The following is a 26,548-nucleotide window of genomic DNA, read 5'->3' on the forward strand; positions in this document are numbered from 1 at the left end:
TTTTGCTCTCTCCCCCAGCCCCGTTATCCCCCATACGTTACATTCCGCTCGGTGGTGCGGAATTGCAGGATCGTCAGGCCCACCACAATTAAGAAGAGCACAATGGATTGGGCGGCTGCCCTGCCCAAATTGCCTGACGATACGCCAATCTTGTAGATCTCGTACATCAACACCGAGGTGGATCCGGAAGGGCCGCCGGCAGTCAGCAAATCAATGGTGCCGAAAATATCGAAAAAGGCGTAGGTCATGTTGGTGATCACCAAAAAGAAGGTGATGGGGGAAAGCAGCGGTAGAGTGATGGAAAAGAAGCGGCGAAGGGCCCCCGCCCCATCGATGGCAGCCGCCTCCTGCAAATCTTTAGGCAGGTTTTGCAGCCCAGCCAGATAAAACAAAATGTTGTAGCCCATTTGCTTCCAAACGCTGGCAAAGATCACCACCCAAGGGGCTAAATTGGGATCGCTCAGCCAGTTCAAACGTGGGATCCCTACTAACCCCAGCAAGTAGTTGGCTACGCCGCCCAAGGGGTTGAAGATAATGAAAAAGATGATACCGGCCACTGCTGGCGAAATGGCGTAGGGCCAGATCAGCAAGATGCGATAGATTGCCGCCCCGCGGATGGGCTGGTAGGCCAGCGTGGCAATCAACAGGGATCCGCTCAGCCCCAACACCACGATGGCCGCCGAAATGGCGAAGGTAATCCCCAGGCTGCGCAGATAGGTGGCATCCGTCAGCAGAGCGGTAAAGTTGTCCACACAGACGAAGCGGCTGCGCGGCGCGCCCACAAAGGTGAGCAGGGTGGAGAGGCGCAGGGTATCCAGCCCTGGATAGTAGAGAAACACCACCAAAATGGCGAAGGTGGGCAACAAGAGCAGCCACGCCAGCCACCACTGCTTAAAGATGCCCCTCTCCTGAACAGCTGGGCCGGGGATCCCCAGGCGGCGCTCCTGCTCCTTCTGCGTCCACGCCAACAGCGGCCAGAGGGGAATGGCCATGCCCGCCAGCACCAGCCCCACGCCAAAGGCCATGTCGATGGCCTTGCGCTCCGGCTCAAAAGTGCAAAAATCCAGGGGCGCCATAAAAATCAGGGATCCCAACCCTCCTGCCAGCCCCCCCAGAGCCGCCCCCAGCAGCACAGGCCGCTCGATGCGCCGAAAACGGGATCCCACCCAGAGGGCCCCCGACAACCCCGCCAGCAGCGGCAGCAGCACTTGGATCCATTTCCCCATGTTCTCTCTCCCATCCAACCTTGCAAAAGCCAAAAAGGGGCAGGCCGCCGCCCACCCCCCATCCTCAGATTTTGCTTTGCTGTAGCCCAGCTCCTGACCAATTACTGATAGAGGGAGTTGTACTCGGCCAGAAGCCGGTTGGCAGTCTCGTTGGCCCTGGCCATGGCTTGGGCCGGATCCCCGCCCTTGAGCATGAGATCTTCCATGGTCTGGGTTACCACATTGCGAATCTCAGGAAAGGCTCCCAGCAACGCCCCACGGGTGGCAGGAGTGACCTTGGAGTTGTTGATTTGGTCGATAGCAGTGAAGAAGTTGGGGTTTTCCTTGAACCAGCCCTGCGACTCCAGCAAGGCTACCGAGCTTTTGCGAATGGGCAGATAGCCGGTCACTTGGTGCCATTCGGCAGCATTTTCGGTGTTATTGAGCCACAACATGAAGGTCAGCGCCCCCTCTTCCACCTCTTTGGGCAGATCCTTCACCAACCAAAGGCTGGCGCCCCCGATCAAGTTCCCCGTCCAACCCTTGTCGGCGTTGTAGGGCATGCGGGTGGTGACCAGCTCGATGTTGTTCTGCTTGGCGGCGTTGGTGATGTTGGCCGCGTCGGCGCTGCTGGTGATGGCCATGGCGACGGTGCCGGTTTGGATGGCTTGCTCCGTGGCCGCCCAATCGCGCTGCTTGCCGCTGTAGATGTAGTAGCCTTTGTCATACATCCCTTTCCACCAGGTGGCGATAGCCACCGAGGGCTGCGAGTCCAAAAAGACCTGGGTGGCCCGGGCGGCACGGCCATTTTCGTTGTTGGCCAAGAGAGCATCTTGCTGCGCCATCCACTGCTCGTAAAACCAGCCGTGGTTGGGCCAGGTGACGCAGCCCTGGGGAGCGTCGGGAAGCGCCATGATCTTCTCACAGGCGGCTTCTAGCTCCTGCCAGGTGGCCGGCGGCTTCTCGATCCCGGCCTTCTTCAAAATGGCGGTGTTGGAGTAGAGGATGGGGCTGGAGCTGTTCCAGGGCATGGAGGTGAACTTGCCATCCAGGGTGTAGTAGCTCACCACCGGCTCGATAAAATCCTCGAAGTTCACCGGGATCCCGTTCACTTCGGTGCGGTTGCCCAGCGCCTCGGCGATGGACTTGAAGTAGCCGAAATCCCGTGCCCGTTGGGTGCCCACCTCAAACCACTGCACCACTGCCGGAGCGGCTTTTTGTTGAATAGCGAGGTCGGTGGCCTGTTGAATTTCTTCGTAGTTGCCGTAGCCCTCAACAGTTACATTGTATTGAGGAAATTGCTTGTTGAACTCTGCCGCCTTTTGACGGGCCCAATCGAGACGGTTATCGGTAAAGGCAATCCAAACTTTGACGTTGGCAGGAGACTGGGCAAAGCTGTCAGCAGCCAGGAAGGCAGCACCAGCGGCAGCCGCCAGGCCGGCCAGAGCAGCCAGGAAAGTCCGACGGGTATTCATAAAATAAAATGCAGTCGCATCCACTAAGGGCAGGACTGATACTAGCGCAGCGACATTAAGAGCAGGTTATAAACCGGGGATCCTGAAGGGGCAACCCATCCGTCGCACCACCACCATCGACCCCCATCCGTGAAGGATCTGGTGGGATCCCCTGCTTAAGGCTGCCCAACCTGCCGCCGCAGCGCCTGGATCCCGGCAGCCAAGCCAAAGAGAACGAGTACCAGCAGGGTGCTCAGAGCTGCTGCCTGGTGGGTGTAGCCCCCCTGTTGCAAGCCAAAGATGAGCCACCCAAAGGTTTCTGAGCGGGAGGTGACCAAGAGGGCGGAGAGGGTCAGCTCGGCAAAAGATTGCAAAAACACCAGCAACACCGCTGCTGTCAAGGCCGGTGCCAGCAGGGGCAGCAGGATGTAGCGAAAAGTTTGCAGCAGGGAGGCCCCGTCGATGCTGGCCGCCTCCTCCAGGCTGGTGTCCAGGCTGCGCCAAGCAGCTTGCATCGGTTGCAGCGCCAGGGCCAAGAACCGCCCCAAGTAGGCCATCAGGATCAGCCACAGGGTGCCGTAGAGGCTCAGCCCCGGCAGGGGAGGGGGCAACCACACCAAAATGAGGGACAACGCAAAAATCAGGCCCGGCAGGGCATAGGGCAAGTCCACAATGAAGCTGAGCAGCGCCAGCAGCCGTGCTTTCAGCCGGGTCAGGGCGTAGCCCAAGATCGTCGCCATCCCGCTGCAGAGCAGCGCTGCTCCTCCCGCCAAACCCAAACTGTGCAGCGTGGCGCGGCGGGCCCGCTCCAGCTCAAACAGAACCAGCCGGAAATGCTCCAGCGTCAGGTTAGACCAGACCAAGGGCAGGCCATAGGCCCGCAGCAGGGCAGTTGCAGCCATGGCCAGCAAAGGCCCAAGGATGACCAGCAAGGCTGCGGCAAAGAGGATCCCGCTGAGCAGCCAACCCAGCCAGCCCAAGCGATAGGGATCCGGAGGGGCCTCGCCCGGATCCAGCCCCGCCTGAGGCTGCTGTGACCAGGCCAAAAAGAAGAGGGCCGGCAGGCCAAAGAGCAACGCCAGCGCCGCGCTGCGCCCAAACCCATCCCCGCCGAAGTTGATCACCTCTTGGTACAGCAGGGTGGGCAAAGTCAGGTAGCGTCCTGGGATCCCCAGCAAGGCCGGGATCCCGAAATTGCCCCAGGCCCCCAAGAAGGCCAGCGCCGCTGCTGCCGCCACAGAGGGCCGCAACAGGGGCAGCGTGATGAAGAGCCAAACCTGCAGCAGGTTGGCCCCATCCAGTTGGGCCGCCTCCTGAGCTTGCTTGGAGAGCCGGCTCAAGCCCGCCACCAGCGTCAGGTAGGCAATTGGCAGCACAAAAAGAGCCAGCAGCAGGATGATCCCCCCCGGCGTGTAGAGGCTCCACAGGGATCCCTGACCCCCCAAAATCCAGCGCAGCCCCTGCTGCAAATAGCCCACCGGCCCGGCCCATTGGATCCAGGCCAAGGCCAAAACCTGGGGCGGAACCACAAGGGGAGATAAAAAGAGCACCCGCAGGATGCTGCGGCCCGGCAAATCTGTCTGGGTGGTGAGTACCGCCAGCACCAGGCCGCCGACCAGCGCCAATGTGGCTGAGACCGCCGACACCCAAAGGCTGTGAACCAGCGCCAGATGGACACGGGGCGTTTCCAGCAACCAGCGGATGTTCTCACCTTCCCCGCTCAAAGCTCGCTGCAGCAGCCGCCAGAGGGGATAGGCATGGGTCAAAACCAAAAGGCCCGGTACAGCCACCAGCCAGGGAATGATGGGGTGCCTTAACCCTTTACTCAAACCCTCCCCCAGAAACGTTAGACCACGCCTTTGCCGACGCCCAAGGGATCCCACCTATTCCTCAAACAACTTGGCAAAGCGGGCCTTGTCGGCCTCGCGGCTTTGGGCCAACTCTGCTGCCGGGGCGCTCAAGATCTTCAGCTCGCTCAAAGCGGGGAACCCTTTTGGCGGCGTCACACCCTGCCGCAGCGGCATGTAGCCCATCTCAGCAGCGACCTCCTGCCCCTTCTGAGACAGCAAGAAGTCCACAAAAGCCTGGGCAGCTTCCAGGTTAGACGTTCCTTTGACAATTCCCACCGGCTCGGTAATCACCGGCACGCCCTCCTTGGGATAGACCACCTCCACTGGGGATCCCTCGTTGCGGCTGCGAATGGCAAGAAAGTCCACCACCATGCCGTAGCTCTGTTCGCCACTGGCGACGTTGCGGGCGACAGCGCCATTGCCCTGCACCAGCACCGTTTTGTTCTTTTTCAGGGCTTCGTACCACTCCCAGCCCAGGCCGGGGGTGCGTGTGATCACCCCCAAATTGTAGGCGGCAGCACCCGAATAGGTGGGGCTGGGCATCACCAGTTGGCCTTCCGGAACCTGGGCTAGGGCCGCCCAGCTATCCACGGGCTGGGCTTTGGCCGTGTTGTAAACGATCACCGTGGCCAGGATCTTGGTGCCGAAATAGTGGCAGTCTGGATCGTAGTAGGTGGCGGCGATGGCCTTGGCTTCAGGGCTGCAGTAGGGCTCCAGCAAATTGCGGGATTTCAGCAACTCAAAAGTAGGCGCATCGGCCACCAGCAACACATCAGCCTGGGGACTACCCTTTTCGGCTTCCAGCAAAAAGCGGCTGATCACCTCCTCGGTGCCGGAGCGAAAGATCTCCACCGAAACCTCTGGATAAACTTCCCGAAACGCAGCCACGGTTTTCTGAGCATCTGCATCGGGTTGGGAAGTGTACAAACGCAAGGTGCCGGACGGCTTGGCCCAGGCTGGGTTCAGGGATCCCCACCCAAGGGGCTGGGCAAAAACCAGGCTCCAGAGTACCGCCAACAAAGGTAGAGGACGCTTCATCGTTTTCCCTCGCTTGAAAGCTTGACCTGGACTCCGCTACCAACTTGCCAAAGGCAAAGGCATTTTCGGATTTCAGATCGCGTCCAGATCGCGACAGTGAAAATCCACTTCGACCTTCGCCCCCTGCAATTTTTGCCTTTGGCAAGAGTCAGCCATCGCTAAACTACCCCAGGAAGATTAACCCGAGGTTATCTCTGGATTCATCGAGGATGTTGAGATTCTCCCCGCGGCTACAGCTTGCCTTTGGAGTCCTTTCCGGTTTGTCAGAGTTAGTTCTGCGCCCTGGGCTACCCAGAACTTGCGGCTGATGCCGCAGCCCCCTGGGAGAGGGGAAAACCCTGGGCGCCGCCGCAGGCAAAAACCCTAGCTTCAAGGCCTGCAGCCTGCTGGCACAAAGGAACCCGGAACTGCCCTGGCTACTTTTTCCGCAGATTCCCCCAAGCCCACCCCTACTAGAGGCGCCCGGCGGGCTTGGCTGGCCGGTCGGCTCAGGCTTTCCCAAGGGTTGCTGGCGAATTTAGGCTTGCTTGAAATAGTCGGGCTCATTGCCGGGTTTCCACTTGATGTTGCAGCCGAGGCTGGGCTTTTGGTCGGGATCGATGGGCTTGCCCGCCAGCAGGTTATCCAGCGCCGCCCGCAAATCTTTGCCCGTCACCGGCACATCCGGCAGGCTGGGGCGGCTGTCGTCCAGTTGGCCGCGGTACACCAGCTTGCGCTCCGCGTCGAACAAGAAAAAGTCGGGGGTGCAGGCCGCCGTGAAGGCCTTGGCCACCTCTTGGCTTTCGTCGTAGCAAAACGGGAAGGTGAAGCCCAAGGTCTCGGCCATCTTCTTCAGGTTCTCGGGGCTGTCGTCGGGGTATTTCTCCACGTCGTTGGCGCTGATGGCTACAATGCCGACGCCGCGATCCTTATAATCTCTGCCAATGCGGGCCAGCTCCTCTTGCACATGCTTCACATAGGGGCAGTGCTGGCAAATAAACATTACCAACAGGGCCGGCTTGTCGGCAAAGGTGGAGAGGGAAATGGTTTGGCCGCTCACCACATCGGGCAGGCTGAAGTCAGGGGCAGGGGTGCCCAGAGGCAACATGGTCGAGGGAGTACGGGCCATAGCAAACCTCCAGCGTAAGGTTTCCTCAATCATCATGGATCATCCTGCTCCTCCCGCAGCAGCCCCCACCCCAAGCAGGCCGGGAACCGCTTTTACAATTGGATAGAGTCCGCAACATTTGGTTCGGGAGCTGAGCCTTGAGCACCGCCGTCTTGCCCGCTGCCCCCCTCGTGGATACCCACGTCCACTTGAACTATCCCGATTTTGCCGAAGATCTGCCGCAGGTGGCCGAGCGCTGGCGCCAGGCCGGGATCCAGCAACTGGTGCACTCCTGCGTAACGCCGGCGGAGTTTCCCCAATTGCAGGCCATTGCCGACCAGTATCCGGAGGTGTTTTTGTCGGTGGGGCTGCACCCTCTGGAGGCGCGCCAGTGGCAGCCGGATCTGGCCGAAAAGATCGCCCAGTTGGCCGCCGGCGACCCCCGAGTGGTGGCCATTGGGGAGACAGGCCTAGATTTCTACAAGTCCGACCCGGCCGATGTGGAGCGGCAAACAGAATCCTTCCGCGCCCACATTGCCCTTGCCCAGGAGCAGGATTTGGCCCTGATCGTCCATTGCCGCGAGGCGGCAGCAGCCACCTACGAGATTTTGAGGGAGGCCATGGCTGCCAGGGGGCCGCTGCGGGCGGTGATGCACTGCTGGAGCGGATCCCCGGAGGAGACGCGACTGTTTGTGGAGCTGGGCTGCTTCATCAGCTTTAGCGGCATCGTCACCTTTAAGAACGCTGAGACGGTGCGCCGCTCGGCCCAGGAGGTGCCTCTGTCCCAGCTTCTGGTGGAAACCGATTGCCCTTTCCTGGCCCCCACCCCCTTCCGCGGCAAGCGCAACGAGCCGGCCCATGTGCAGCGGGTGGCCCAAACCCTGGCGGAGCTGTTGCAGATCCCCTTGCAAGACCTGGCCCGACAGACCAGCCAAAATGCCGCCCGCCTCTTCCGCCTGCCTCAGCCCCCCTTGTGAAGAAGGGTGGAGAACTTTTGGCATTTTTTAAGCTTTTTACTTGGGGCTCTCTAACTTCCCGGCAGGGGGCGCTATCGTGAAAGAGGAGGTGTAGCTTCCAATACTTTTGCACTCCCCTATAGCTATGGAAACCTTAGCCCCTGCAGCCTGCGCCAGCCGGGATGTCCTCATCAACCGCATTACCCACCAGATCCGGCAATCCCTGGAGCTGGATCAGATCCTGAGGGCAACGGTGGAGGAGGTGCGCGCCTTTTTGGGCACGGATCGGGTCAAGGTATACCGCTTCGACCCGGAAGGCCATGGGACGGTGGTGGCGGAAGCCCGACAAGCCGAGCGGTTGCCCTCCCTCTTGGGCCTATCGTTTCCGGCGGGGGATATCCCAGAAGAGGCGCGGCAGCTGTTTCGCCTGGCCCAGGTGCGGGTGATCGTGGATGTGGAGGCCCAGACCCGCTTCCTCAGCCAGCCGGAGTCGCTGGGCCACTTTGCCCAGGCCCGGCCTTTGCCCCTGGGCGAGGTGCCGCAGCGGCTGGTGGATCCCTGCCATGCCCACTACCTCAAGTGCATGGGGGTGGCCTCCTCCCTGGTGGTACCCCTCCTGCATCACCAGCAGTTGTGGGGGCTCTTGGTCTCCCACCACGCCGAGCCCCGCTCCTACTCTGCCGAAGAGCTGCAGGTGGTGCAGTTGGTGGCGGATCAGGTGTCGATTGCCATTGCCCAGGCGGAATTGCTGGAGCAGGCGCGGCAAAAGGCGCAGCAGGAACGTTTGATTAACCAAATTGCGGCGCTGGTGTACTCGCCGCTCCACCCCGAGACCACCTTGACCACTGTGCTGGAGCAGCTTACCGCCGGCCTCCAAGGGATCGGGGCGCGGCTGCGCATCCGGTTCCTGGGCCTGGACACCCTCTGCCACCATGGGATCCAGCCGCCGGCAGGCTACGACGCCTGGCTGCAGGAGCAGGTGGGAAGGCCCAAGACAGCAGGAAACGGGGTGAAGACGTGGTCGCTTTCCCAGTTGGAGAAGTGGCCAGAACTGCAGGCCCAGCTGCAGCAGACGCCCATTCGCGGGCTGCTGGCGGTGCCGCTGGTTTGGAACGAGCAGCTGGTGGGCTGGCTGAGCGTCTTTCGCGGCGCCCTCTGCCAAGAGACCCACTGGGCCGGCTACCGCTGGCCCGCCCAAGGGGAAGGTGGGGAGGATCCCCGTCAAGAACTGCCGTTGATCTCCTTTGCCGCTTGGCGGGAGCTGAAAGTTGACGAGCCCAAGGCCTGGTCGGCCGCGGAGCTGGAGCTAGTCGGCCGCGCTGCGGTGCACCTGGCCCTGTCGATTGCGCAAAACCAGCTCTACCGGCAGTTGCAAGATCTCAACGCCCGTCTGGAGCACGAGGTAGAGGAGCGGACGGCGGCCCTGCAGCGCTCTTTGGCCATGGATGCCCTCTTGCAGCGGGTTACCGACCAGGTGCGCAGCAGCCTAGACGAAGCCCAGATCCTGCGGGCGGTGGTGCAGGAGTTGGCGCTGGGGCTGCCCATCCAAGGCTGCGATCTCTGCCTCTACGAGGGAGCAGCCGGCCAGGCCACCGTGCGCTATGAATACACCGCCGCCCTGCCGCCCGCCGGCGGGATCACCCTAACCCTGGCCGACTACCCAGATCTCTACCGACAACTGCAAAGGGGGCAGGCGGCGCAACTGTGCCATCTGCCGGGGCAAAGCTGGATCCCACGGCGGGAAGGGCTGACGCTTTTGGTTTGCCCGCTGCGGGATGACCAGGGGGCGTTGGGCGATCTGTGGTTGGCCAAGGCGGCAGCCGAGTGCTTTGATACCCTGGAGATGCAGGTGGTACAGCAGGTAGCGGATCACTGTGCCATCGCCATCCGCCAGGCTCGCCTCTACCAGGCCTCGGTGCAACAAATCAGCGAGCTGGAGCGCCTCAACCGCCTCAAAGATGATTTTTTAAGCACCGTCTCCCACGAGCTGCGCACCCCCATCACCAACATGAAAATGGCCATCCAACTGCTGAAAATGGCCCGCACCCCCCAAAAACGGGAGCAATATCTGCAAATCCTAGAGCAGGAGTGCGAGCGCGAGGCGGAATTGATCAACGATCTGCTGGATCTGCAGCGGTTGGAGCAGGGATCCAAACCCCTTCATCTTGAAGAAGTGTCCCTGGCCGCCTGGCTGCCCACTGTGCTGCAGCCCTTTGTGCAGCGGGCCGAGGCCAATCAGCAACAGTTGCAGTGGCAGATTGACCCGAAGGTGGGCAAGGTGGTGACGGATCAGGCCGCCTTGACGCGGGTGGTACAGGAGCTGGTCAACAACGCCTGCAAGTACACCCCGCCTCAGCACCGCATCACGGTGACGGCGCGCCGCCTCAGCCCTGAACAAGTGCAAATTCGGGTGGTCAACGAGGGGGTGGAGATTCCCCGCAGCGAGTGGGAGCGCATCTTCGAGAAGTTCTACCGCATCCCCAGCGGGGATCCCTGGAAGCGGGGCGGCACCGGCCTGGGGCTGGCTTTGGTTAAGCAGTGGATGCAGCGGCTGGGGGGCTGCGTCTCTATAGAAAGCGGCCAGGGCAAGACGTGCTTTACCCTGGTGTTGCCGCAAGGATCCCTGCCTGGGCAGACCTCTTGCACCGCGTGATGGGCGATTGCGATTTGGAAGCGCTGCAACGGGCGGTTGAGCAATTCAACCGGGGGGAATTCTACGCCTGCCACGACACCCTGGAGGCCCTGTGGATGGAAGCGGTGGATCCGGAGCGGCGCTTCTACCAGGGGCTGTTGCAAACCGCCGTGGCCTACTACCACCTGCAAAACGGCAACCGCCGCGGCTGCATGATCCTGCTGGGGGAGGCCAACCGCAAGCTGGCCGACTTTCTGCCCACCTACGCTGGCTACAACCTGCAAGCTCTCTGGGAAGCCAACCAGAGCCTCCTGCAAGAGCTCTCTTGCCTCCAGCCTGAGGATCCCTTGCCCCCGGTAGCCTCTCCTACTCTGAGGGTTGTTGGCGGTAAGCCGGATTGAGATGAGAAACTTCTTGGCCCCTCTCCCAGAACCCCAGGAGCTAGCGACGCTTGGAGCGGCGAGCCTGCCGTTCTGCCTCGTTGCGCCGCCGCCGATCCCGCCAGTCGATAAAGGTGATGTAGCCAACGCCCACCGTTACAGCCGTCAAGAGCAAAAAGATGCTCCCATACGCAAGGCGGGCCACCCAGGGCAAGTCGGTTTCCATAGAGCCAGAGGTAGCGAAGGACAAGGGGGATGCTTGGGGCTACATGCCGTTACGGCCCCAAACCACGAAGGCAATGGAAAGGGCGAAGAAAGCCGCAACGGCAACCCAGCCAAAGGTGATGATGTCCATAGGTCTAGCCAAGCAAAGAAGGCTCATCGGGGTGATCCCATTTTACGGGATGGGATCCCCGGCGCATCTACAACAGGGCTCGACTGGGTAGATTAAGGTCAGAGGCCAAAACCCAAGCCAAAGGGAGGACGCGATGGTACTGGAGACCCTGCCGCTGGTGGCCGCGGTGGCCATCGCCATTTTTGTGCTGGTTTTCTGGGTGCGGGTGGTTCGGGAGGCCATCTGGACGGCGGTGGGGATCGTGGTCCTCCTGGCCGTGCTGTACGTGGTCTTTAGAATTGGCCCGCGGCAGGTGTTGCAGGAGCTGCGGGATCCCTTCGCCTTTTTGGAGCAGGTGTGGCAGGTGATCGTCGCCTGGTTCCGGGCCTTTTTCCCCTAGCGCGTTGTCCCCTATACAATTCCTCGTACAATGGACTGGGCTTGGGTTGGGGCTGCCGGCCCTTCCCCTTTGTTCTGCAACCCTGACGCGCTTCGATTGCTGGCCATGCCTTCCGACTCCGCACAGGATCCCCAAAGCCTCCCAGACCCTGCCCCGCAAGACGGGATCCCAGTTCCCGAAGACATCCAAGTGGAGGTGGAGGACTTGGGGGATCGCCGCCGCCAAGTGCGAGGTTGCGTCTTGATCCCGGTGGAGCGGCAGCGGGTTTGGCAGGTTTTAACCGATTACGACCATCTGGCGGAGTTTGTGCCCAACTTGGTGGAAAGCCGCTTCCTCGGCAGCGAGAACGGCCGCAAGCTGGTACGCCAGGTGGGATCCCAAAAGGTTCTCTTTGCCCGCTTTTCGGCGGCAGTGGTGCTGGCCATTGAGGAAATCTTTCCCCACCAGCTTCGCTTCCAAGAAATAGAGGGGGACTTTCTCCTTTTCGAGGGGTTTTGGGAGCTGGCCGAGTGGCTAAACCAGCAAACTTTGCTCACCTACCACCTGCAGGTGAAGCCGCCGCGCCGCATGCCGGTCGGCCTGGTGGAACGGCGCATCTGCCGAGACTTGGCCTTCAATCTCCAGGCCATTCGGGAGCGCTGCCTGAGTTTATACTCCCAATAGGGCGTGCCATCCCTCACCCCCAGCCCCTCTCCCTTTGGGAGAGGGGAGCTATGCGGCAACCTGATTTGTTGGACATTCGCGGTTTGCATTTGCCGGCTGGGATCCCAGCTCATCGTAGCAGCCTGGCAGCCCCCCACTTTTCAGGCGGCCATCGAGGGCTGAGTCTGGGTTCGTGGGTTTGCTATCGGCAGGGTGAAGTGGAAGGCACTGCCCTGGTTGATCCCCGGCGATTCGGCCCAGATGCGCCCCCCCATCGCCTCAACGATCAGCCGGCAGATGGCCAGCCCCAAACCCGTCCCGCCCACGGAACGGCGCAGGGATCCCTCTGCCTGGTAAAACCGCTCGAAGATGGCTTGCAACCGCTCCGGCTCAATGCCTCGCCCGCTGTCGGCCACAGTAAATCTCACCATCGCTTCTCCAGGTTCGCCGGCTGGTGGCTCCACCTCTGCCCGGATCCAGATCCGCCCGCTGGGAGGAGTAAACTTGCAGGCATTGTCCAACAGCTTGCGCAACACTTCCACCAGCCACTCGCCATCTGCCCTGACCATCGGCAGCCGTTTGGGCAGCGCCTGCTCGATGGTGGGTAACTCCTCGTGCCGTCGTCGCGCTTTCACGTTGCTCAGGGCCAGCTCCACGCATTCTTGGGCAGACAGCGGCTCAATATGCCAGCGAACGCGACCACTTTCCAGCTTGGAGAGGGTGAGAAAATCCTGCACCAGCTCCCGCAGCCGACCGGCATCCTGCAGGGCCGCATTCAACATCTCCTGGCGCCTCTCCAAGGGCATGTCGGGGTCGCCGGCCAAAGACTCCAGACACACTTGAATGGTGGACAAAGGAGTGCGCAGCTCGTGCCCGATCACGGCAATCAGCTCCGACTTGGCCCGATCCAGAGCCTGCAACTGGCGATTCAGCTCTTCCAGGTGCTGATAGGCTTCTGCCTGCAGGAGGGCTACTCCTACCTGGTTGGCAATGGCTTCCGCCAGCTCCAGGGTGGCCAGCTGCCAGCGGCGGGGGTGTTGGTGGTGCAGCTCCAATAGGCCCAGCAACCGCCCCTGATAGAGAATCGGCATGGCCACCCAAGCGCGAATTTGCGCCGCCTGCCACAGCTCCGGCACTTGCTGCAAGCGCGGATCCTTTTGGGTGTCCTCGCAACACACCAGTTGGGCCGAGGCCATCGCCTCCTGCAAAAAAGGGTTGCTTGGCACGGGCCAGAGGGATCCCTTGAGGCTGCCCATCGTCAGGGTGTGATACTCGTGATCGATCTGGACAGCAGGAACCTGACCGTCGTAGCGGTAGATCAAACAGCGCCCCACCTTCGCTGCCTGACCCAATTCCTGAACGGCAATGGTCAGGATATCGCCGGGATGCAAAGACTGGCGAATGGCGCTGCTGATGCGGTTGATCAGGTGTTCTTTGCGCTCTTGAGCTTGAATGGTGCGATAGGCCCGCTGCAGCTTGTATTGCCCTACCTGGAGATAGGTGATCAGCCGCTCCGTAAAAGGGCCGGGGTTCAGTTGGCTGTCAGCATCCTGGGGAGCTCCTTCGAGGTACTGGCGAACCGGCTCCAGGCGAGGGGCCAGATCCGGACGGTAGCCAAGGATCTTCGGCAACAGAGCCAAAGCCGCCTGGGCAGTGACGGAGCGATCAAATGACCAGATGCCATCGAATTGGCGGGCCGCATCCATGTCGCTGCCCTGCCAGGGCCGCTCCCGACACACCAAGCAGGTGGCATAGTGGGCGTCGATAACGATCAAATGCCACTCCTGCGCCAGCGGATCCTCCGGATCCAGGGGGATAAAGTCAGGGGGCAGGTCGGCCTGAGCCCCATCGGGAGCAGCCAACACAAACACATCTTGGGCAACCGCGCCGATGCGACGGTAGCGCCGCGCCTCCTGGCGGTAGTAGCGCTCCTTTTGAAAATTGGCGAACACCCACGGGGATCCCTGACCTTGCAACACCTGATCCTCGATGGCGTGGCTAAGGGCAACCAGAGAAGACTTGAAATAAAGTTGCGGGCGCAGATGGGGCAAAGCCTCCAGCAGATCGCTCAATAGGGAAGTCCGACTCTGACGGCTCTGGCGGGATCTAGGGCGGGTAGAAGTCATAGCCCTATTGGCAAGTTCGGTTGGCAAGGAGTAACTTAGCCGTGGAGAAAGCGCCTGGCGGGCTGGCCTAGGTTTAGTCTAGCGGTTGGGTTCTGCAGCAAGGCGAACTTAACGAGCTGCAAGATCTGGCTAACTTGGGCTAAGAATTGTAAGGTTGTGTGTAGACCCAATGTCGGGATCCCGGTACAGCCAAGAGGACGTGCAACAAATTCTCCAGCGGGCCATGGCCCGCCAGCCGCGTCTGGGCGAGTTTACCCGCGCCCAACTGCAGGAGATGGCCGCCGAACTGGGGATCTCCTCCCAAGAGCTGGATCTGGCCGAACAGGAATGGAAGGCTTGGCAAGAGCTGAACAGCCAACATCGCGAATTCCAGCGCTACCGCCGCCGGCAGTTTTACCAGTTGCTGGGGCGATATGCAATTGTCAACAGCTTTCTGCTGGGCTTGGACTGGCTTTCCGGCGGAGGGCTATCCTGGTCGCTGTTTATACTCATGGGCTGGGGCTTGACAGTTTCCCTCAAAGGCTGGAACGCCTATCAAACGGAGGGTGAACGCTACGAAAAGGAGTTTCAGCAGTGGCAAAAGAAACGCCAGAAGAAGCTTCAGCGTCGATGAGTAGCATCTCGTCTCTCTGCTTTGAGCGGCGATGGTCTTAGAAGGAGACTGCCGGCAGATGCTAGTATAGGTAGCTGCAGAGGCAAATGCCTGTGCGGGCGTAGTTTAATGGTAAAACCGCAGTCTTCCAAACTGCTGTTGACGGTTCGATTCCGTTCGCCCGCTTCCAGCCACCCAAAGCCATAAACCCGCTCCAGATAAGCACTTCCAGCCTTAAACTGCAGTTGAGTTTGGGGTCAGAAAGTGTCAGGAAACGGCTATGGAGAAAAGGGAAAGCTTGGTACGCTTTTGGTCTGAACTGGCACTGCCGGGGGTGGCGGTACCGGTTGTCGACGGGGGCGCCGGACGAAGAACTTGGCTAGAGCCTTATCTTGTCAGCAACAATTTCTAACAATCGCTCCCCAGCGCTTACCTTCGGGCTAGGGACTACCTCTCGGAGCTTATTGCAGCCAAGGCCTGGCGATGCAAGTCGGGGTTGGCCGCCGCCAGCACTTCCCCCCTAGACGTGCGGGTCAAGGGATCCCCCGACCAATCGGTAATCAGGCCGCCGGATCCCTCGATAACAGGCACGAGAGCAGCAAAGTCGTAGAGGGCAAGCCCACACTCCATCACCAGATCGATGTAGCCGCTGGCCAACAAGCCGTACTGGTAGCCGTCGCCGCCGTAAGAGGTGATGTGAACCGAGCGGCTGAGCTGCTGAAAGCGCTGCCGCTGGTCAGGCTGGGCGAACAAATCGGGGGTGGTGCAGCTTAGGTAGGCGCGGCTGAGTTCAGTGGTGGCTTTGGTGCGCGTGAGCTGTTGGGTGGAGGGGGTTATCCAGCGGGTTGGTTGTCCCTGCACCCCCAGCCAGCGCTCGCGCAGCACCGGCTGATCGATGAGGCCCAAGATGGGGCGATCCTCCGCCAACAGGGCGATCAAAGTGGCAAAGGTGGGCTTGCCGGTGGAAAAGGCGATGGTGCCATCCAAGGGATCCAAAACCCAGGTGTAGGGGGATCCGGTCTGGTGGAAGCCAAACTCCTCGCCGAGGATGTTGTGCTCCGGCACGTGGGCGGCCAGCAGCGCCCGCATCGCCCGTTCCGCCTCCCGGTCGGCTATCGTTACAATTGGCGAGCGGGCCTCCTTGTATTCGGCTTTCAGCTCCCCGCGAAACAAAGGTCGGATCACCGCTCCGGCAGCCTCGGCCAGGGCCTGCGCCAATTCAATCCATTCTGGCTTGACCACCTTACTCTCTCTGTACTTTGTCCTCTTCTAGCATAGAAAAAGACTTCCCCTCGGCTATGCGCTCTGGCCGACTGTTAACCCCTCTGGAATGGCTCTGGATCGCGATTGGGGTGATCTTGACCATTTTGGGCACCCTAACCCAGGTGAGCTTGCCGCCTCAGTGGCCAGGGGTGGGCGGATATAGCTTTTCCCTGCAAATCGGCGGCGTGCTGCTGACGGCCTGTCTGGCGGGGCCGGTGGCGGCAGTGTGCGCTCAGATCGTCTATCTGGGATTGGGGTTGGCGGGGCTGCAGGTGTTTGCCCAAGGAGGCGGATGGCAATACCTGTACCAGCCCGCCTTCGGCTATTTGCTCGGGTTTCTGCCTGCAGCCTGGGCCTGCGGGACAATGGCCTTTCGACAAACGGATCCTCATTTACCGCGCGCCTCCTTTCCCCCTCGCCGCAACCCCTACGTGCAGCCCAGCCTCTCTGCGCCGGTGCGTCTGCAAGACTTGGCCGCCGCCGGTTTGGTGGCCCTGACCCTGGTTCACCTGACCGGGATCACCTATCTCTTAGCTACTCAGCCCTGGAATGGAGAGTTGCTGCAGTTGCTTCGGCTCTACTCTGGCTATACCCTGCCAGGACAGCTCATCGTGGTCAGCTTCGCTGCCCTCCTAGCCCTGATCCTGCGGCGCTTGCTGCTGCTTTAGCGCAAAAGACCTTCTATCTTTGCGCGATTGCGCATTTGCTCTTGGGCTGGAGCAGCAAAGATTAGCCTAGAGGCAAACTTGCCCCAGAGAAGGGACAAGGGGTTTCCAAGGTTTCACCAGGTTTCTGCAAAGTTTCGTGAGAAAAGGCAAGAATGCGACGCGCTGCGCTAACTCTCTTGGCAACGGGCTTTCTAGCCACCACTCTGACCGCCTGCGGCAACAGCGGCAACTCTGGCGGATCGATTGTCATTCCACCCCAAAGCCCAACCGTTTCCTTTATCAATCCGCCTACCTCTGGGCGCGTAGGCACCTCCACACCGGCTTTCACGGTGCAGGTCAGTGTGCCGGGCGGCGCCCGCTCAACCCAGTTTGTGGAACTGGAAACCTTCAACCCGCTTGGCACGCGCGTGCAAAGGGAAGTCTTTAGCCCCCAGCAGGTTGGCTGCAGCCCAGGTGCCACTTTCTGTAGCTTCAACACCGACTTCCGGGTTGCTCCTGGCGATCCTGCCGGCGTTTGGCAGTTTCGAATCACTGCCTTTGACCAGCAAAACCGCTCTGGATCCCAGACTCTTCTGATTACAGTCTTTCAGTAGGCAAGCCGAGCCGTTGCTTTGGATTGAGAGCTAAGCGAAAGCAGGGGATGCGTCAAGCACCCCCTTAAGGCGTAAGCCCTTCTCACCAGGAACGCCCAAATGCGGGATCCCTCATTCCATGTCCCGACGGTTGGGGTTGCGGGCAGGGTCATTGCTCAAGAAACCAAAAACAAACAGCCCCACAAAAAAGATTACCACCGCGTAAACAGAGATTTTCAGTAACAGCATAGTTTCAGCGACCCGTTTCCAAGTGGATGAAGCGAACAAGCAACAAAGCAATGGTAGAGCAAAGACCGAGAGCCACGGAGACGGGATCCCGTCAGACCTGAGGCTCGGCAAAAGTTCTTCACAAGATCATACCTCCCAACAGCTCCTCATTCCCGCCGTTGGCCCCAATTTGTCCCCAAAACGCCTCGGACACTTGCCGGAAAAGAGCCGCAAAGCTCGGCCAGATAGGGATCCCTGGCAAGGGGCAAAATTGTTAAGAAATGTTTTAAAGCGAAAAGCAACATTGCGCTCGCTCAGCGGCAGCAGTGTTGGAGAAGGCTGGGGAATGGGAGGATGGGATCTGCGGCTTTGCTGGCTGGGTACCTATCTATGCCTTTTGACTTGTCCGGTAATCCAGTTCATCAGTTAAACCACTGGGATGCTTCAGAGGAGCGGTTGCCCAGTCAGGCAAGACCTCCGTCGTCTCAAGAGATCTATTGCTCCCGGGAACTACAGCTTTCAGACGGCACCGCGGTTTTTCTGCGCCACTGGCTACAGGGATCCCCGCGGGGCCGGGTGTTGCTGTTGCACGGCAAAGGGGATCACGGCGGCGGGTTTGGCCCCTTGGCGGCGGAGTTGGCGGCTCAGGGGTGGGAAGCTTTGGCGCCCGACATGCGGGGATTTGGTTCGCTGCTGGATCGACCGCTTCGGCCAGTACCAAGCGGATCTAGAGGCAATCGTCAAGCAAGTTTGGCCCCAGCGAGAGCTCCCGCAGATCTGGTGTGGGTACAGTGCAGGGGCCAATTGGGTTACGGAATGTGCGCTTGCTCACCCCGACCAGGTGCAAGGTTTGATCCTTATCTCCCCGGCCTTTCGTATCGACCACTATTTCAACCACTTTACCTGGGGTCTTTTACAGGTCTTGGACAAGGTTTTGCCCCAGTTGGCCCTGACCGGCCTCTACGAACCCGGGCGGGTGACCTCCCTAGCGGAGCAGCAGGCAGCCTTGGCTGCAGATCCTTACGTGTGTGGTGTTACCCGGGCCCGGTTTACGGCGGAGCTGGTGCGCAGCGGCCGGCGCTGCCTTGAACAAGCCCACCGGCTGGAGCTGCCAGTTTTGGTGCTCTACACCTCTGCCGATATTGTTGTCAATCCTGCTGGCGCTGTGGAGTTTGCCTGTCGGCTTCCCAAGGGTGAAGTCTACGATTTTCCCCAGTCGCGCCACGACCTTTTGCACGACTGCGAGGCTGCAGCTGTTCAGCAAGCAATTGGCTGCTGGTTGGAGCGGCATTTTCCCCCTCCGCTTTGACTGAGCTCCTGGGGCCCTCATGGCAAAATAGAGAGGCCCTCTTTCTCCTGCTCCTATGAGCCAAGACCTGATCTACCGTCCCCGCCGGCTGCGGCGCACCGAGGCCCTTCGCCAGCTGGTTCAGGAGACCCACCTGCGGGTGCAGGATCTCATCTACCCCCTGTTTGTCATGGAAGGGGAGAACCAGCGGCAAGAGGTGGAGTCGATGCCCGGCTGCTACCGCTACACCCTGGATCTGCTCCTCAAGGAGGTGGAGGAGGCGGCCAACTTGGGGATCCCGGCGGTGGCCCTCTTCCCGGTGGTGCCCGAAGAAAAGAAAGACCCCACGGGGCGAGAATCCTTCAACCCGGAGGGCCTCATCCAGCGGGCGGTGCGTCGGATCAAGCAGGAGATCCCCGAGATCCTGGTGATCACGGATGTGGCCTTGGATCCTTACAACAGCGACGGCCACGACGGCATTGTGCGGGACGGGGTGATCCTCAACGACGAGACAGTGGAGGTGTTGGTTAAGCAGGCCCTCTCCCAGGCGGAAGCGGGAACCGACATCGTGGCCCCCTCCGACATGATGGACGGTCGCGTCGGCGCCATTCGCGAGGCCCTGGATGAGCAAGGCTATACCGACGTGGCGATTCTGGCCTACTCCGCCAAGTATGCCTCCGCTTTCTATGGCCCTTTTCGCGATGCCCTGGGATCCGCGCCCAAGTGGGGGGATAAAAAAACCTATCAGATGGATCCCGCCAACGCCCGCGAGGCCCTTAGAGAAGTGGAGCTGGACGAGGCGGAAGGGGCGGACATTGTGATGGTGAAGCCGGCCTTGGCCTACCTGGACATTATCTATCGGGTCAAGGAAGTGACAGATCTGCCCGTGGCCGCCTACAACGTGAGCGGCGAATACGCCATGATCAAGGCTGCCGAGCAAAAGGGCTGGATCGACGGCAAGAAGGTGATGATGGAATCCCTCTTGGCCATGAAGCGGGCCGGCGCTGACATGATCCTCACCTACTTTGCCAAAGAGGCGGCCCTGCTGCTGCAACAGTCCTAGCTAGGGCCTTCTGGACAACTGGGGAGATTGTCCAATCCAGGTGGGGGGTGCCTTTTTCTCCGCGTCGGCTACTAGGTCGCTGGGATCCACCAGGCGCACCTGGATTTGATCGGGCGGCACGCGGTTGAGGCGTTCCTTGATGAGGGCTTGCTGCTGCAAGGGATCCATGCCGCGATCCACTCCCTCCCGCAACCGTGAGACTCGGGCTGAGAGGACTTCGAGGTTCTGCTCCAAAACCTGCAGGCGGTGGTGCTGGGCCAACTGCACCGGTAAAAGGCGATACAGGCCGCCGAGGGCAGCCGCCGTAAACACGAGGTTCACCCCGATGCGACAGAGCAGTTCCCAAGCTTGGGGCTCCGGCTCTGGGGCTCGTCGTTCCCGCAGGCGAGACAGATTTCTTGAACAGGAAGGCCGGACGGGGATCGTCCGCGGGCCGGGAACCGGGAGAGAAGGGGGCGCTCCGGCCCGAACCAGGGATCCCTGCCCCTGCAAACGACGCAGCCGCGGAGCAATAGAGACGCCCAGCTCAGGCCGAGGAACCTGCCCCTCATTGACAGACATGGGGCGAGCCGAGGTACGCGAAGTAGACTTGGGTGTCACGGGTGAAGGGAAGCAATCGGGGGATGAAAGACCACCTCTGCTACTGGGAAGCGCAGCTAGGGCTTATTGAAGCCGATTTTTCCGAACGTGTCAGGCGGTGGTCCAAAACATTTTTCTTTTCAGCTCTACTCCGGTACGGCGGAGGCGGATTTCGGCTCTTTTTCCGGGTCTTCGGTCAACGCCAAGCAGGAACTGCCGGACAGCCCAGAGAAAAACCGGCTATGGCCAAACCCGGAAACGCGCTAGGCTAGAGGTTCCTACCTTGGGCAAGCTCTACGCCGTCCAAAGGACGAAGGCAACAGAGAGCCCAGGGGCTTGTAGGGTGCTTATCGGGATCCGCCTATGCGCATTGCCATCACGGGTGGGAGTGGTTTTATCGGGCGCCGCTTGGTGGCCCGCCTGCTGGAGCGAGGAGATGAGGTGTTGGTTTTGAGCCGCCGCCCTGAGCAGGCCCGCCGCGTTCTGGGAGCATCCCCCAACCTCAAGCTGCTGGAGTACGATCCCTACCAACCGCAAGCCTGGGCCTCAGCTCTGGAAGGCTACGAGGCCATTGTCAACTTGGCCGGAGAGCCCCTGGCCTCTTCCCGCTGGACAGAAGCTAAGAAAAGAGAGATCCGCCGCAGCCGCGTGGAAACTACCCAGGCTCTTGTCCAGGCTCTTGCTTCCCTGCAGCAAAAGCCCCGGGTGCTCCTCAGCAGCTCGGCGGTGGGCTACTACGGATCCCATCCCGAAGGGGATCCCCTGACGGAGGCGGATCCCCCGGGCCAAGGCTTTTTGGCAGAAGTCTGTCAAGCTTGGGAAGCTGCCGCCCGCCCGGCAGAGGAGCTGGGGATCCGCCTGGCCATCCTGCGCACCGGGATCGTGTTGGGGCCCGATGGGGGAGCGCTGGCCCAAATGCTTGCCCCCTTTCAGTTCTTCCTCGGCGGCCCCATTGGCTCTGGCAAGCAGTGGGTCTCCTGGATCCACCGCGACGACTGGGTGAGCCTAGCCTGCTTCCTGCTGCAGCAGGGATCCGGCGTCTTCAACGCCACTGCCCCCAACCCGGTGCAGATGGAAGAGTTCTGCCGCACTTTGGGACAAGTTTTGGCCCGCCCCTCGTGGCTGCCGGTACCAGCCCCAGCCCTAGAACTGCTGCTGGGCGAAGCAGCTCAGGTGGTTCTAACAGGGCAGAAAGTGATCCCTCAGGCCGCGCTGCAGCTAGGTTTCCCCTTCCAATATCCCCACCTCAAAGAAGCCCTGCGGCAACTGCTCATCCCTCAGGTCAACCGCTGAGGGCAGCCATTCAGCCAAAACGCAACTGGCGGCAAGCCCTTGCCGCCCCTCCCAGAGACTGGAGGAGGCTGGATGATCCCTGTGGACAAGAATTCAGGCGCCGCTGCACCCTCCAAAAGGCCTCTTCGGCACAGCAGTGGCGCTCGGCTCTTCTCCACCCGGGTCCGGTCAAGCCCGCCGAAGACGCCCCCTTGGCCTAGGCAGCTAGCGGGAGCGAGCCAGCGAGACCCCTCCCGGATCCAGCCGGTTGGCCAGAACCGCAACCCCAATCATGGGCAGGCTCACCAACAGACAAAAGCCCCACTGATCCCAAGACAAAGGTGCCGTGTCGAAAATGATGTTCATCACGCCCCACTGGCTGAAGAGGATCTGCAGCAGGATGGCCGCCCCAACGCCGATGGCGATAGCCGCCGTATCCATCAGGCGTTCGCGGCGATCCAACTGGCTGGCCCGCCCGCGGCCCAACAGGGTAGGAATAGCCTGGCTGAGGCTGAGCAAATAGAAAATACGCCCAATCACCAGCGCCTGAATGGCCATGCTGCGGGCCAGGCTGAGGTTGCCGGTGGTTTGCTCGATGTACTCGAAAACCCCGAAAATCAAGATCCAGTTGAACACCGACACCAGCAGGATGCGCTGCAGCAGCCGAGGAGAGAGCAAGTTGGCATCGGGATCCCGCGGCGGCTGGGCCATCTCCCGCCCCGTGCTGGGCTCGAAGGAGAGGGGCACCGTCATGGTGATGGAGTTGATCATGTTCAGCCACAGCACTTGAATGGCCAAAATGGGCAGCTCGCGGTTGAGGAGGACGCTGAGGAGAATGGTCATCGACTCCCCCCCGTTCACCGGCAGGATGAAGGCGATGGCCTTGAGCAAGTTGTTGTAGACAGTGCGCCCCTCCTCGACGGCGGCCTTGATGGAGGCGAAGTTGTCGTCGGTCAAGATCATGTCGGCGGCGGCTTTGGCCACTTCCGTGCCGCCCCTCCCCATGGCAATGCCCACATCTGCCTGCTTCAAGGCCGGGGCGTCGTTGACCCCATCGCCGGTCATGGCCACGACCTGACCCTGCGACTGCAAGGCCTTCACCAGGCGCAGCTTTTGCTCCGGCACCACCCGCGCAAAGACGGATCCCTCGTTGGCGGCAGTGACAAACTCCTCTGGGCCGAGCTGCTCCAGATCCCGGCCGCTGTAGGCTTTTACCGGTTTGCCGCCGCCCAGGCCCATCTGCTCGGCAATGGCTTGGGCGGTGAGCACATGGTCGCCGGTAATCATCTTGACTTGGATCCCGGCGGTTTGGCAGGAGCGCACGGCGGCAATGGCCTCTGGGCGCGGCGGGTCGATCATTCCCTGCAAACCGAGGAAGATCAAACCCTCTTGCAAATCTGGGTGATCCACTTGCGTTTGGCTGCTGGGGACGGTTTTTTGGGCAAAGGCCAGAACCCGCAGCCCCTGCCGCGCCAAGGCCTCCACCTGCTGCCGAATCCGCTCCGCTTCCAAGGGCTGGATCTCCCCCTGGGATCCCATCTGGCTGCCGCAGCGGGGCAAGAGAGCTTCTACAGATCCCTTGACGTAGATGCAGTGCTCCTCCGGCCCCAACCGGTGCAGGGTGGCCATGTACTGAAACTCGGATTCAAAGGGGATGCTGTCCAGGCGAGGGCGGCGGCGCTGCAGATCTTCTCGATCCAAGCCCCCTTTCTGAGCCGCCACAAGCAGAGCCGCCTCAGTCGGATCCCCTACCACTTCCCACTGGCCGTTGTCCTTGGCTTGGAGGCGGGTGTCGTTGCAGAGGCAGCCGGCCACCAGGCAAGCCTCTAGGGCAGGCGATTGGCGGATTTCGACGGGGGAATCGTCTTCCTGAGGTAGGATCTGGCCCTGGGGGCTGTAGCCGCTGCCGCTAACCCGGTAGAGCCGGGATCCGGCGTAGATGGCCTGCACCGTCATCTGGTTTTCCGTGAGGGTGCCGGTTTTGTCCGAGCAAATCACCGTGGCGCTGCCCAGGGTTTCTACCGCCGGCAACTTGCGGATAATCGCATGGCGTCGGGCCATACGGGAAACCCCAATGGCCAGGGTTACGGTAACTACTGCCGGCAACCCTTCGGGGATAGCACTCACCGCCAGCGCCACCGCCGCCTCAAAGACACTCGCTGCCGCCTGGCCCTGCACCAGCCCCACCAGGAAAGTAAGCGCAGCCAAGGTGAGGATAATTTTCAGCAAAGTCAGGCTGAACGCCTCAAACTTACGTGTCAGGGGAGTTTGCAGGGATCCCCCTTCCTCGATCAGCTTGGAGATGCGGCCTGTTTGGGTCTGGTTACCGATGGCCACCACCACCCCCGCCCCTTGGCCAAAGGTCACGAAGCTGCCGGCGTAGGCCATGTTCTGGCGCTCGGCCAACGGCGTGTCTTCGGGGAGGGATCCCAGCCGTTTTTCCACCGGCACCGACTCTCCCGTGAGGGCCGATTCGTCCACCTGCAAGTTGCGCACGCTTACCAGGCGCAGGTCGGCAGGCACCCTGTCTCCCGAGCTCAAGAGCACCACATCCCCCGGCACCAGCTCCCGCGAGGGCACCCGCACTTTCTGCCCCTCCCGCATCACCGTTACTTCCGTCACCACCGACTTGGCCAGGGCGGCAATCGCCTCCTCCGCCTTGGACTCTTGGATGTAGCTGATGAGAGCGTTGATCACCACCACCGCCCAGATTACGATGGCGTTGCGCCAGGAGCCTAGGAACGCCTTGATCGCCCCGGCCACCATCAGGATGTAGAGCAGCGACTGGTTAAACTGCTGCAGAAACTTGACCCATGCGGGGGTAGCTGCCTTGGCCTTCAGCTCATTGGGGCCATACTGCTTCTGCCGCCGCTCCACTTCCGCCTGGGAGAGGCCTTTTTCCAACAGCGTCGGCAAAGAGAGCTCCTCTCCGAGGAGCTGCTGGATGGCTTGCTCCTCCGGCAGGGCATGCCAGGCAAGGGCCGGGAGCAGCTCAGGGGATGAAGGTTTGGCCATGTTCGGAATCTTGAGTTACAACAACACAACGGCAGGACGAGCTGCCGACCTTCCTCCATCTGACAGCCTAGCGGATGCCGCCTGCCCTTCCCAGTAAAACGCTCCCCGAGCAGCTCTTGCTAAGGCAAGCGTCAACAACGTTTAAGGAGGCGGCTAAGATTTGCTGAAAATTCTCGACAGATAGATAGAAAGGATGAATATATTCTTATTAGGTAGTATGATTAGCTAGAGCTTGTGGGGAGCCGAAGTGCTTCGGCCTTCCATGCTAGCTGATCTGTCCGGGCTCTTGGATGGGTTGGTTGGCTCTCTTGCTGTTTTTAATATGGCCGACGGGTCTATCGGTCTCTTTTTTTTTTGTTTCCGTTTTGAGTTTTAGAGGGAGTTATCGTGGTACCGACTACAAAGCCAAGGGAATTCCAGGCGCAGTCAGCAGCAGTGCCGCAAAACGGCGCGCGCTCTGAGGTGCAAGGGATCGGATCGAAGGGGTCCGCGGCGGTTCTCCGCCATCAGATTGTCGTCGTCGGGGGAGGGGCAGCCGGCATCAGCGCAGCAGCCCAGTTGCTGGAGCGCCAGCGCAACCTTGACATTGCCATCATCGAGCCATCCGACAAGCATTACTACCAGCCCGGCTGGACGTTGGTGGGTGGGGGTATTGCGCCGCTGGCCAAGTTTGTGCGCGATGAAAAAACCGTGATCCCCAGGGGAGCCAAGTGGATCCAGGCGCGAGTAACCGAGCTGGATCCGGATCACAACCGCGTCATCACCGAGGATGGCCAAGTTATCGAATACGACTACCTCATCATGGCCCCCGGCATCCAAATTGACTGGCACCTGATCGAGGGCTTGCCGGAGGCGCTGGGCAAGGGCGGCGTGACCAGCAACTACTCCAAAGACTACGCCCCCTACACCTGGGAGACCATCCGCAACTTCCAGGGGGGCACGGCCATCTTCACCTACCCTGCCACTCCCATCAAGTGCGGCGGCGCGCCCCAAAAAATCATGTACATGGCCGACGACGTTTTCAAGAGCAAAAGCGGCGTTGGCGTCAACACCAAAGTTATCTTCTGCACCGCCACCCCTACCCTCTTCGCGGTGCCCGAATACAGCGCCGCCCTGGAGAAGGTGGTGGAGCGCCGCGGGATCCAGGTGAAGTTCAGGCACAACCTCAAGGCCATCCGGCCCGAGACCCGGGAGGCCATCTTTGAAGTCACCACCGACGGCGGCAAAGAGGAGGTGAGCCTGCACTACGACATGATCCACGTGGCTCCGCCCATGAGCGCCCCGGACTTTGTCAAGCGCAGCCCTCTGGCAGGGCCCGGCGGCTGGGTGGAGGTGGACAAATGGACGCTGCAGCATCCCCGCTACCCCAACGTGTTTGCTTTGGGGGATGCCTCTTCCCTGCCAACTTCCAAGACGGCAGCCGCGGCCCGCAAGCAGGCGCCGGTGCTGGCGGAAAACCTCTTGGCGGCCATGCAGTCCAAGCCGCTGCCGGCCCGCTACGACGGCTACACCTGCTGCCCCCTGATCACCGGCTACAACTCCCTGATCATGGCAGAGTTTGCCTACGACGGGAAGCTAGCTCCCTCTTTCCCCCTGGATCCAACGCGGGAGCGCTACTCCATGTACTTGGCCAAGGTGCACCTGTTGCCCTGGCTGTACTGGAACCGCATGCTCAAGGGCAAGAGGTTTGAGGCCGACATCTTCAAGCCCATCAATAAGCTGGTGCATCGCTACTAAGGCTCTCCACCCTCTCACCCCCAGCCCCTCTCCCAAGGGGAGAGGGGAGTTTTTTTACAGAGCTGGCTCGCTCTGCCGCTGTGTTGTTACTTAGAAACCTTGTTAGAAAAACTACTAAGTATTTCTTAACGTCAATAGCTTCTGAGAGGTGAGGTTTTGCCGTACAA

25 protein-coding genes and 1 tRNA gene are annotated in these 26,548 nt (G+C 60.9%); 14 read left to right on the forward strand and 12 right to left on the reverse strand.

The annotated features are described in order from the left end of the window. Nucleotides 1–23: 23 nt before the first annotated feature. The 5 genes from SYN63AY4M2_RS07755 to SYN63AY4M2_RS07775 all read right to left on the reverse strand — a co-directional run bounded on the left by SYN63AY4M2_RS07755 (nt 24) and on the right by SYN63AY4M2_RS07775 (nt 6,655). A complete protein-coding gene (locus SYN63AY4M2_RS07755; RefSeq protein ID WP_240527785.1) occupies nt 24–1,226 on the reverse strand; it encodes a sugar ABC transporter permease in 1,203 nt (400 codons plus the stop codon). Between the two features lie 101 nt (nt 1,227–1,327). Further along, nucleotides 1,328–2,680 carry an ABC transporter substrate-binding protein gene (locus SYN63AY4M2_RS07760; RefSeq protein WP_011431557.1) on the reverse strand — a complete coding sequence of 451 codons (1,353 nt, stop codon included), beginning with the start codon at nt 2,678–2,680 and terminating at the stop codon, nt 1,328–1,330. Nucleotides 2,681–2,835: 155 nt separating this feature from the next. After that, nucleotides 2,836–4,488: an iron ABC transporter permease gene (locus tag SYN63AY4M2_RS07765; protein ID WP_240527786.1), complete on the reverse strand. Its 1,653-nt coding sequence runs from the start codon at nt 4,486–4,488 to the stop codon at nt 2,836–2,838. A gap of 54 nt (nt 4,489–4,542) precedes the next feature. Next, nucleotides 4,543–5,547 carry an ABC transporter substrate-binding protein gene (locus SYN63AY4M2_RS07770; protein ID WP_011431554.1) on the reverse strand — a complete coding sequence of 335 codons (1,005 nt, stop codon included), beginning with the start codon at nt 5,545–5,547 and terminating at the stop codon, nt 4,543–4,545. Nucleotides 5,548–6,064: 517 nt separating this feature from the next. Continuing rightward, entirely contained in the window at nt 6,065–6,655 is a 591-nt protein-coding gene (locus SYN63AY4M2_RS07775) for a thioredoxin family protein (protein ID WP_011431553.1), read from the reverse strand. Between the two features lie 137 nt (nt 6,656–6,792). On the opposite strand from SYN63AY4M2_RS07775, the gene SYN63AY4M2_RS07780 reads away from it, so the two are divergent. The 3 genes from SYN63AY4M2_RS07780 (at nt 6,793) to SYN63AY4M2_RS07790 (ending at nt 10,623) form a co-directional block, all read left to right on the forward strand. Continuing rightward, nucleotides 6,793–7,611 carry a TatD family hydrolase gene (locus SYN63AY4M2_RS07780; protein ID WP_228375368.1) on the forward strand — a complete coding sequence of 273 codons (819 nt, stop codon included), beginning with the start codon at nt 6,793–6,795 and terminating at the stop codon, nt 7,609–7,611. A gap of 124 nt (nt 7,612–7,735) precedes the next feature. Then, nucleotides 7,736–10,243: a GAF domain-containing protein gene (locus tag SYN63AY4M2_RS07785; RefSeq protein ID WP_099887306.1), complete on the forward strand. Its 2,508-nt coding sequence runs from the start codon at nt 7,736–7,738 to the stop codon at nt 10,241–10,243. Then, complete coding sequence (locus SYN63AY4M2_RS07790) at nt 10,243–10,623, forward strand: DUF309 domain-containing protein (protein ID WP_041438668.1); 381 nt, start codon at nt 10,243–10,245, stop codon at nt 10,621–10,623. The genes SYN63AY4M2_RS07785 and SYN63AY4M2_RS07790 overlap by 1 nt, the downstream gene beginning before the upstream one ends. Nucleotides 10,624–10,663: 40 nt before the next feature. On the opposite strand, the gene SYN63AY4M2_RS13600 is transcribed toward SYN63AY4M2_RS07790, so the two are convergent. Then, nucleotides 10,664–10,852: a hypothetical protein gene (locus SYN63AY4M2_RS13600; protein WP_011431549.1), complete on the reverse strand. Its 189-nt coding sequence runs from the start codon at nt 10,850–10,852 to the stop codon at nt 10,664–10,666. Between the two features lie 15 nt (nt 10,853–10,867). Continuing rightward, nucleotides 10,868–10,984 carry a cytochrome b6-f complex subunit PetN gene (locus SYN63AY4M2_RS07795; RefSeq protein WP_240527309.1) on the reverse strand — a complete coding sequence of 39 codons (117 nt, stop codon included), beginning with the start codon at nt 10,982–10,984 and terminating at the stop codon, nt 10,868–10,870. 106 nt (nt 10,985–11,090) lie between these two features. Here SYN63AY4M2_RS07795 and SYN63AY4M2_RS07800 point away from each other — a divergent pair, with 106 nt between their 5' ends. Beyond that, on the forward strand, nt 11,091–11,336 hold the full coding sequence (locus SYN63AY4M2_RS07800) for a hypothetical protein (RefSeq protein WP_011431547.1): 246 nt from the start codon (nt 11,091–11,093) through the stop codon (nt 11,334–11,336). Nucleotides 11,337–11,441: 105 nt separating this feature from the next. Next, nucleotides 11,442–11,999: an SRPBCC family protein gene (locus SYN63AY4M2_RS07805; protein ID WP_041439263.1), complete on the forward strand. Its 558-nt coding sequence runs from the start codon at nt 11,442–11,444 to the stop codon at nt 11,997–11,999. 140 nt (nt 12,000–12,139) lie between these two features. Here the strand turns inward: SYN63AY4M2_RS07805 and SYN63AY4M2_RS07810 are convergent, their stop codons facing one another. Then, on the reverse strand, nt 12,140–14,104 hold the full coding sequence (locus SYN63AY4M2_RS07810; protein ID WP_011431544.1) for a DICT sensory domain-containing protein: 1,965 nt from the start codon (nt 14,102–14,104) through the stop codon (nt 12,140–12,142). Between the two features lie 169 nt (nt 14,105–14,273). Here SYN63AY4M2_RS07810 and SYN63AY4M2_RS07815 point away from each other — a divergent pair, with 169 nt between their 5' ends. Next, on the forward strand, nt 14,274–14,717 hold the full coding sequence (locus SYN63AY4M2_RS07815; protein WP_041438662.1) for a 2TM domain-containing protein: 444 nt from the start codon (nt 14,274–14,276) through the stop codon (nt 14,715–14,717). Between the two features lie 94 nt (nt 14,718–14,811). Next, nucleotides 14,812–14,882 (forward strand) — tRNA-Gly (locus SYN63AY4M2_RS07820). A 261-nt stretch (nt 14,883–15,143) separates the two neighbouring features. On the opposite strand, the gene hisN is transcribed toward SYN63AY4M2_RS07820, so the two are convergent. Beyond that, the gene (gene hisN, locus SYN63AY4M2_RS07825; RefSeq protein WP_011431542.1) at nt 15,144–15,938 is read right to left on the reverse strand and encodes a histidinol-phosphatase; all 795 of its coding nucleotides are present in this window, start codon (nt 15,936–15,938) and stop codon (nt 15,144–15,146) included. A 56-nt stretch (nt 15,939–15,994) separates the two neighbouring features. On the opposite strand from hisN, the gene SYN63AY4M2_RS07830 reads away from it, so the two are divergent. Next, on the forward strand, nt 15,995–16,627 hold the full coding sequence (locus tag SYN63AY4M2_RS07830; protein ID WP_011431541.1) for a biotin transporter BioY: 633 nt from the start codon (nt 15,995–15,997) through the stop codon (nt 16,625–16,627). A gap of 152 nt (nt 16,628–16,779) precedes the next feature. Next, the gene (locus SYN63AY4M2_RS07835; RefSeq protein ID WP_011431539.1) at nt 16,780–17,220 is read left to right on the forward strand and encodes a hypothetical protein; all 441 of its coding nucleotides are present in this window, start codon (nt 16,780–16,782) and stop codon (nt 17,218–17,220) included. A 111-nt stretch (nt 17,221–17,331) separates the two neighbouring features. Here SYN63AY4M2_RS07835 and SYN63AY4M2_RS07840 read toward each other — a convergent pair whose 3' ends face one another. Continuing rightward, complete coding sequence (locus tag SYN63AY4M2_RS07840) at nt 17,332–17,448, reverse strand: photosystem II reaction center protein I (protein WP_011431538.1); 117 nt, start codon at nt 17,446–17,448, stop codon at nt 17,332–17,334. A 661-nt stretch (nt 17,449–18,109) separates the two neighbouring features. Between SYN63AY4M2_RS07840 and SYN63AY4M2_RS07850 the strand changes: the two genes are divergently transcribed. Continuing rightward, nucleotides 18,110–18,736, forward strand: coding sequence for an alpha/beta hydrolase (locus tag SYN63AY4M2_RS07850; protein WP_168173327.1), 627 nt, complete (start codon nt 18,110–18,112; stop codon nt 18,734–18,736). 55 nt (nt 18,737–18,791) lie between these two features. After that, nucleotides 18,792–19,778 carry a porphobilinogen synthase gene (gene hemB, locus SYN63AY4M2_RS07855; protein WP_099887307.1) on the forward strand — a complete coding sequence of 329 codons (987 nt, stop codon included), beginning with the start codon at nt 18,792–18,794 and terminating at the stop codon, nt 19,776–19,778. On the opposite strand, the gene SYN63AY4M2_RS07860 is transcribed toward hemB, so the two are convergent. After that, nucleotides 19,779–20,339, reverse strand: coding sequence for a hypothetical protein (locus SYN63AY4M2_RS07860; RefSeq protein ID WP_228375367.1), 561 nt, complete (start codon nt 20,337–20,339; stop codon nt 19,779–19,781). A 105-nt stretch (nt 20,340–20,444) separates the two neighbouring features. Here SYN63AY4M2_RS07860 and SYN63AY4M2_RS13605 point away from each other — a divergent pair, with 105 nt between their 5' ends. Continuing rightward, nucleotides 20,445–20,624: a hypothetical protein gene (locus tag SYN63AY4M2_RS13605; protein WP_143596988.1), complete on the forward strand. Its 180-nt coding sequence runs from the start codon at nt 20,445–20,447 to the stop codon at nt 20,622–20,624. A 96-nt stretch (nt 20,625–20,720) separates the two neighbouring features. Continuing rightward, nucleotides 20,721–21,650, forward strand: a complete 930-nt coding sequence (locus SYN63AY4M2_RS07865; protein ID WP_099812708.1) for a TIGR01777 family oxidoreductase — start codon at nt 20,721–20,723, stop codon at nt 21,648–21,650. 204 nt (nt 21,651–21,854) lie between these two features. Here the strand turns inward: SYN63AY4M2_RS07865 and SYN63AY4M2_RS07870 are convergent, their stop codons facing one another. Then, nucleotides 21,855–24,644 carry a cation-transporting P-type ATPase gene (locus SYN63AY4M2_RS07870; protein ID WP_099812709.1) on the reverse strand — a complete coding sequence of 930 codons (2,790 nt, stop codon included), beginning with the start codon at nt 24,642–24,644 and terminating at the stop codon, nt 21,855–21,857. A 387-nt stretch (nt 24,645–25,031) separates the two neighbouring features. On the opposite strand from SYN63AY4M2_RS07870, the gene SYN63AY4M2_RS07875 reads away from it, so the two are divergent. Then, nucleotides 25,032–26,381 (forward strand): FAD/NAD(P)-binding oxidoreductase, encoded by a 1,350-nt coding sequence (locus SYN63AY4M2_RS07875; protein WP_346426053.1) that lies wholly within the window; start codon nt 25,032–25,034, stop codon nt 26,379–26,381. The last annotated feature ends 167 nt before the right edge of the window (nt 26,382–26,548 follow it).

It is taken from the genome of Synechococcus sp. 63AY4M2 (assembly GCF_002760475.1).
Classification (GTDB): Bacteria; Cyanobacteriota; Cyanobacteriia; order Thermostichales; family Thermostichaceae; genus Thermostichus.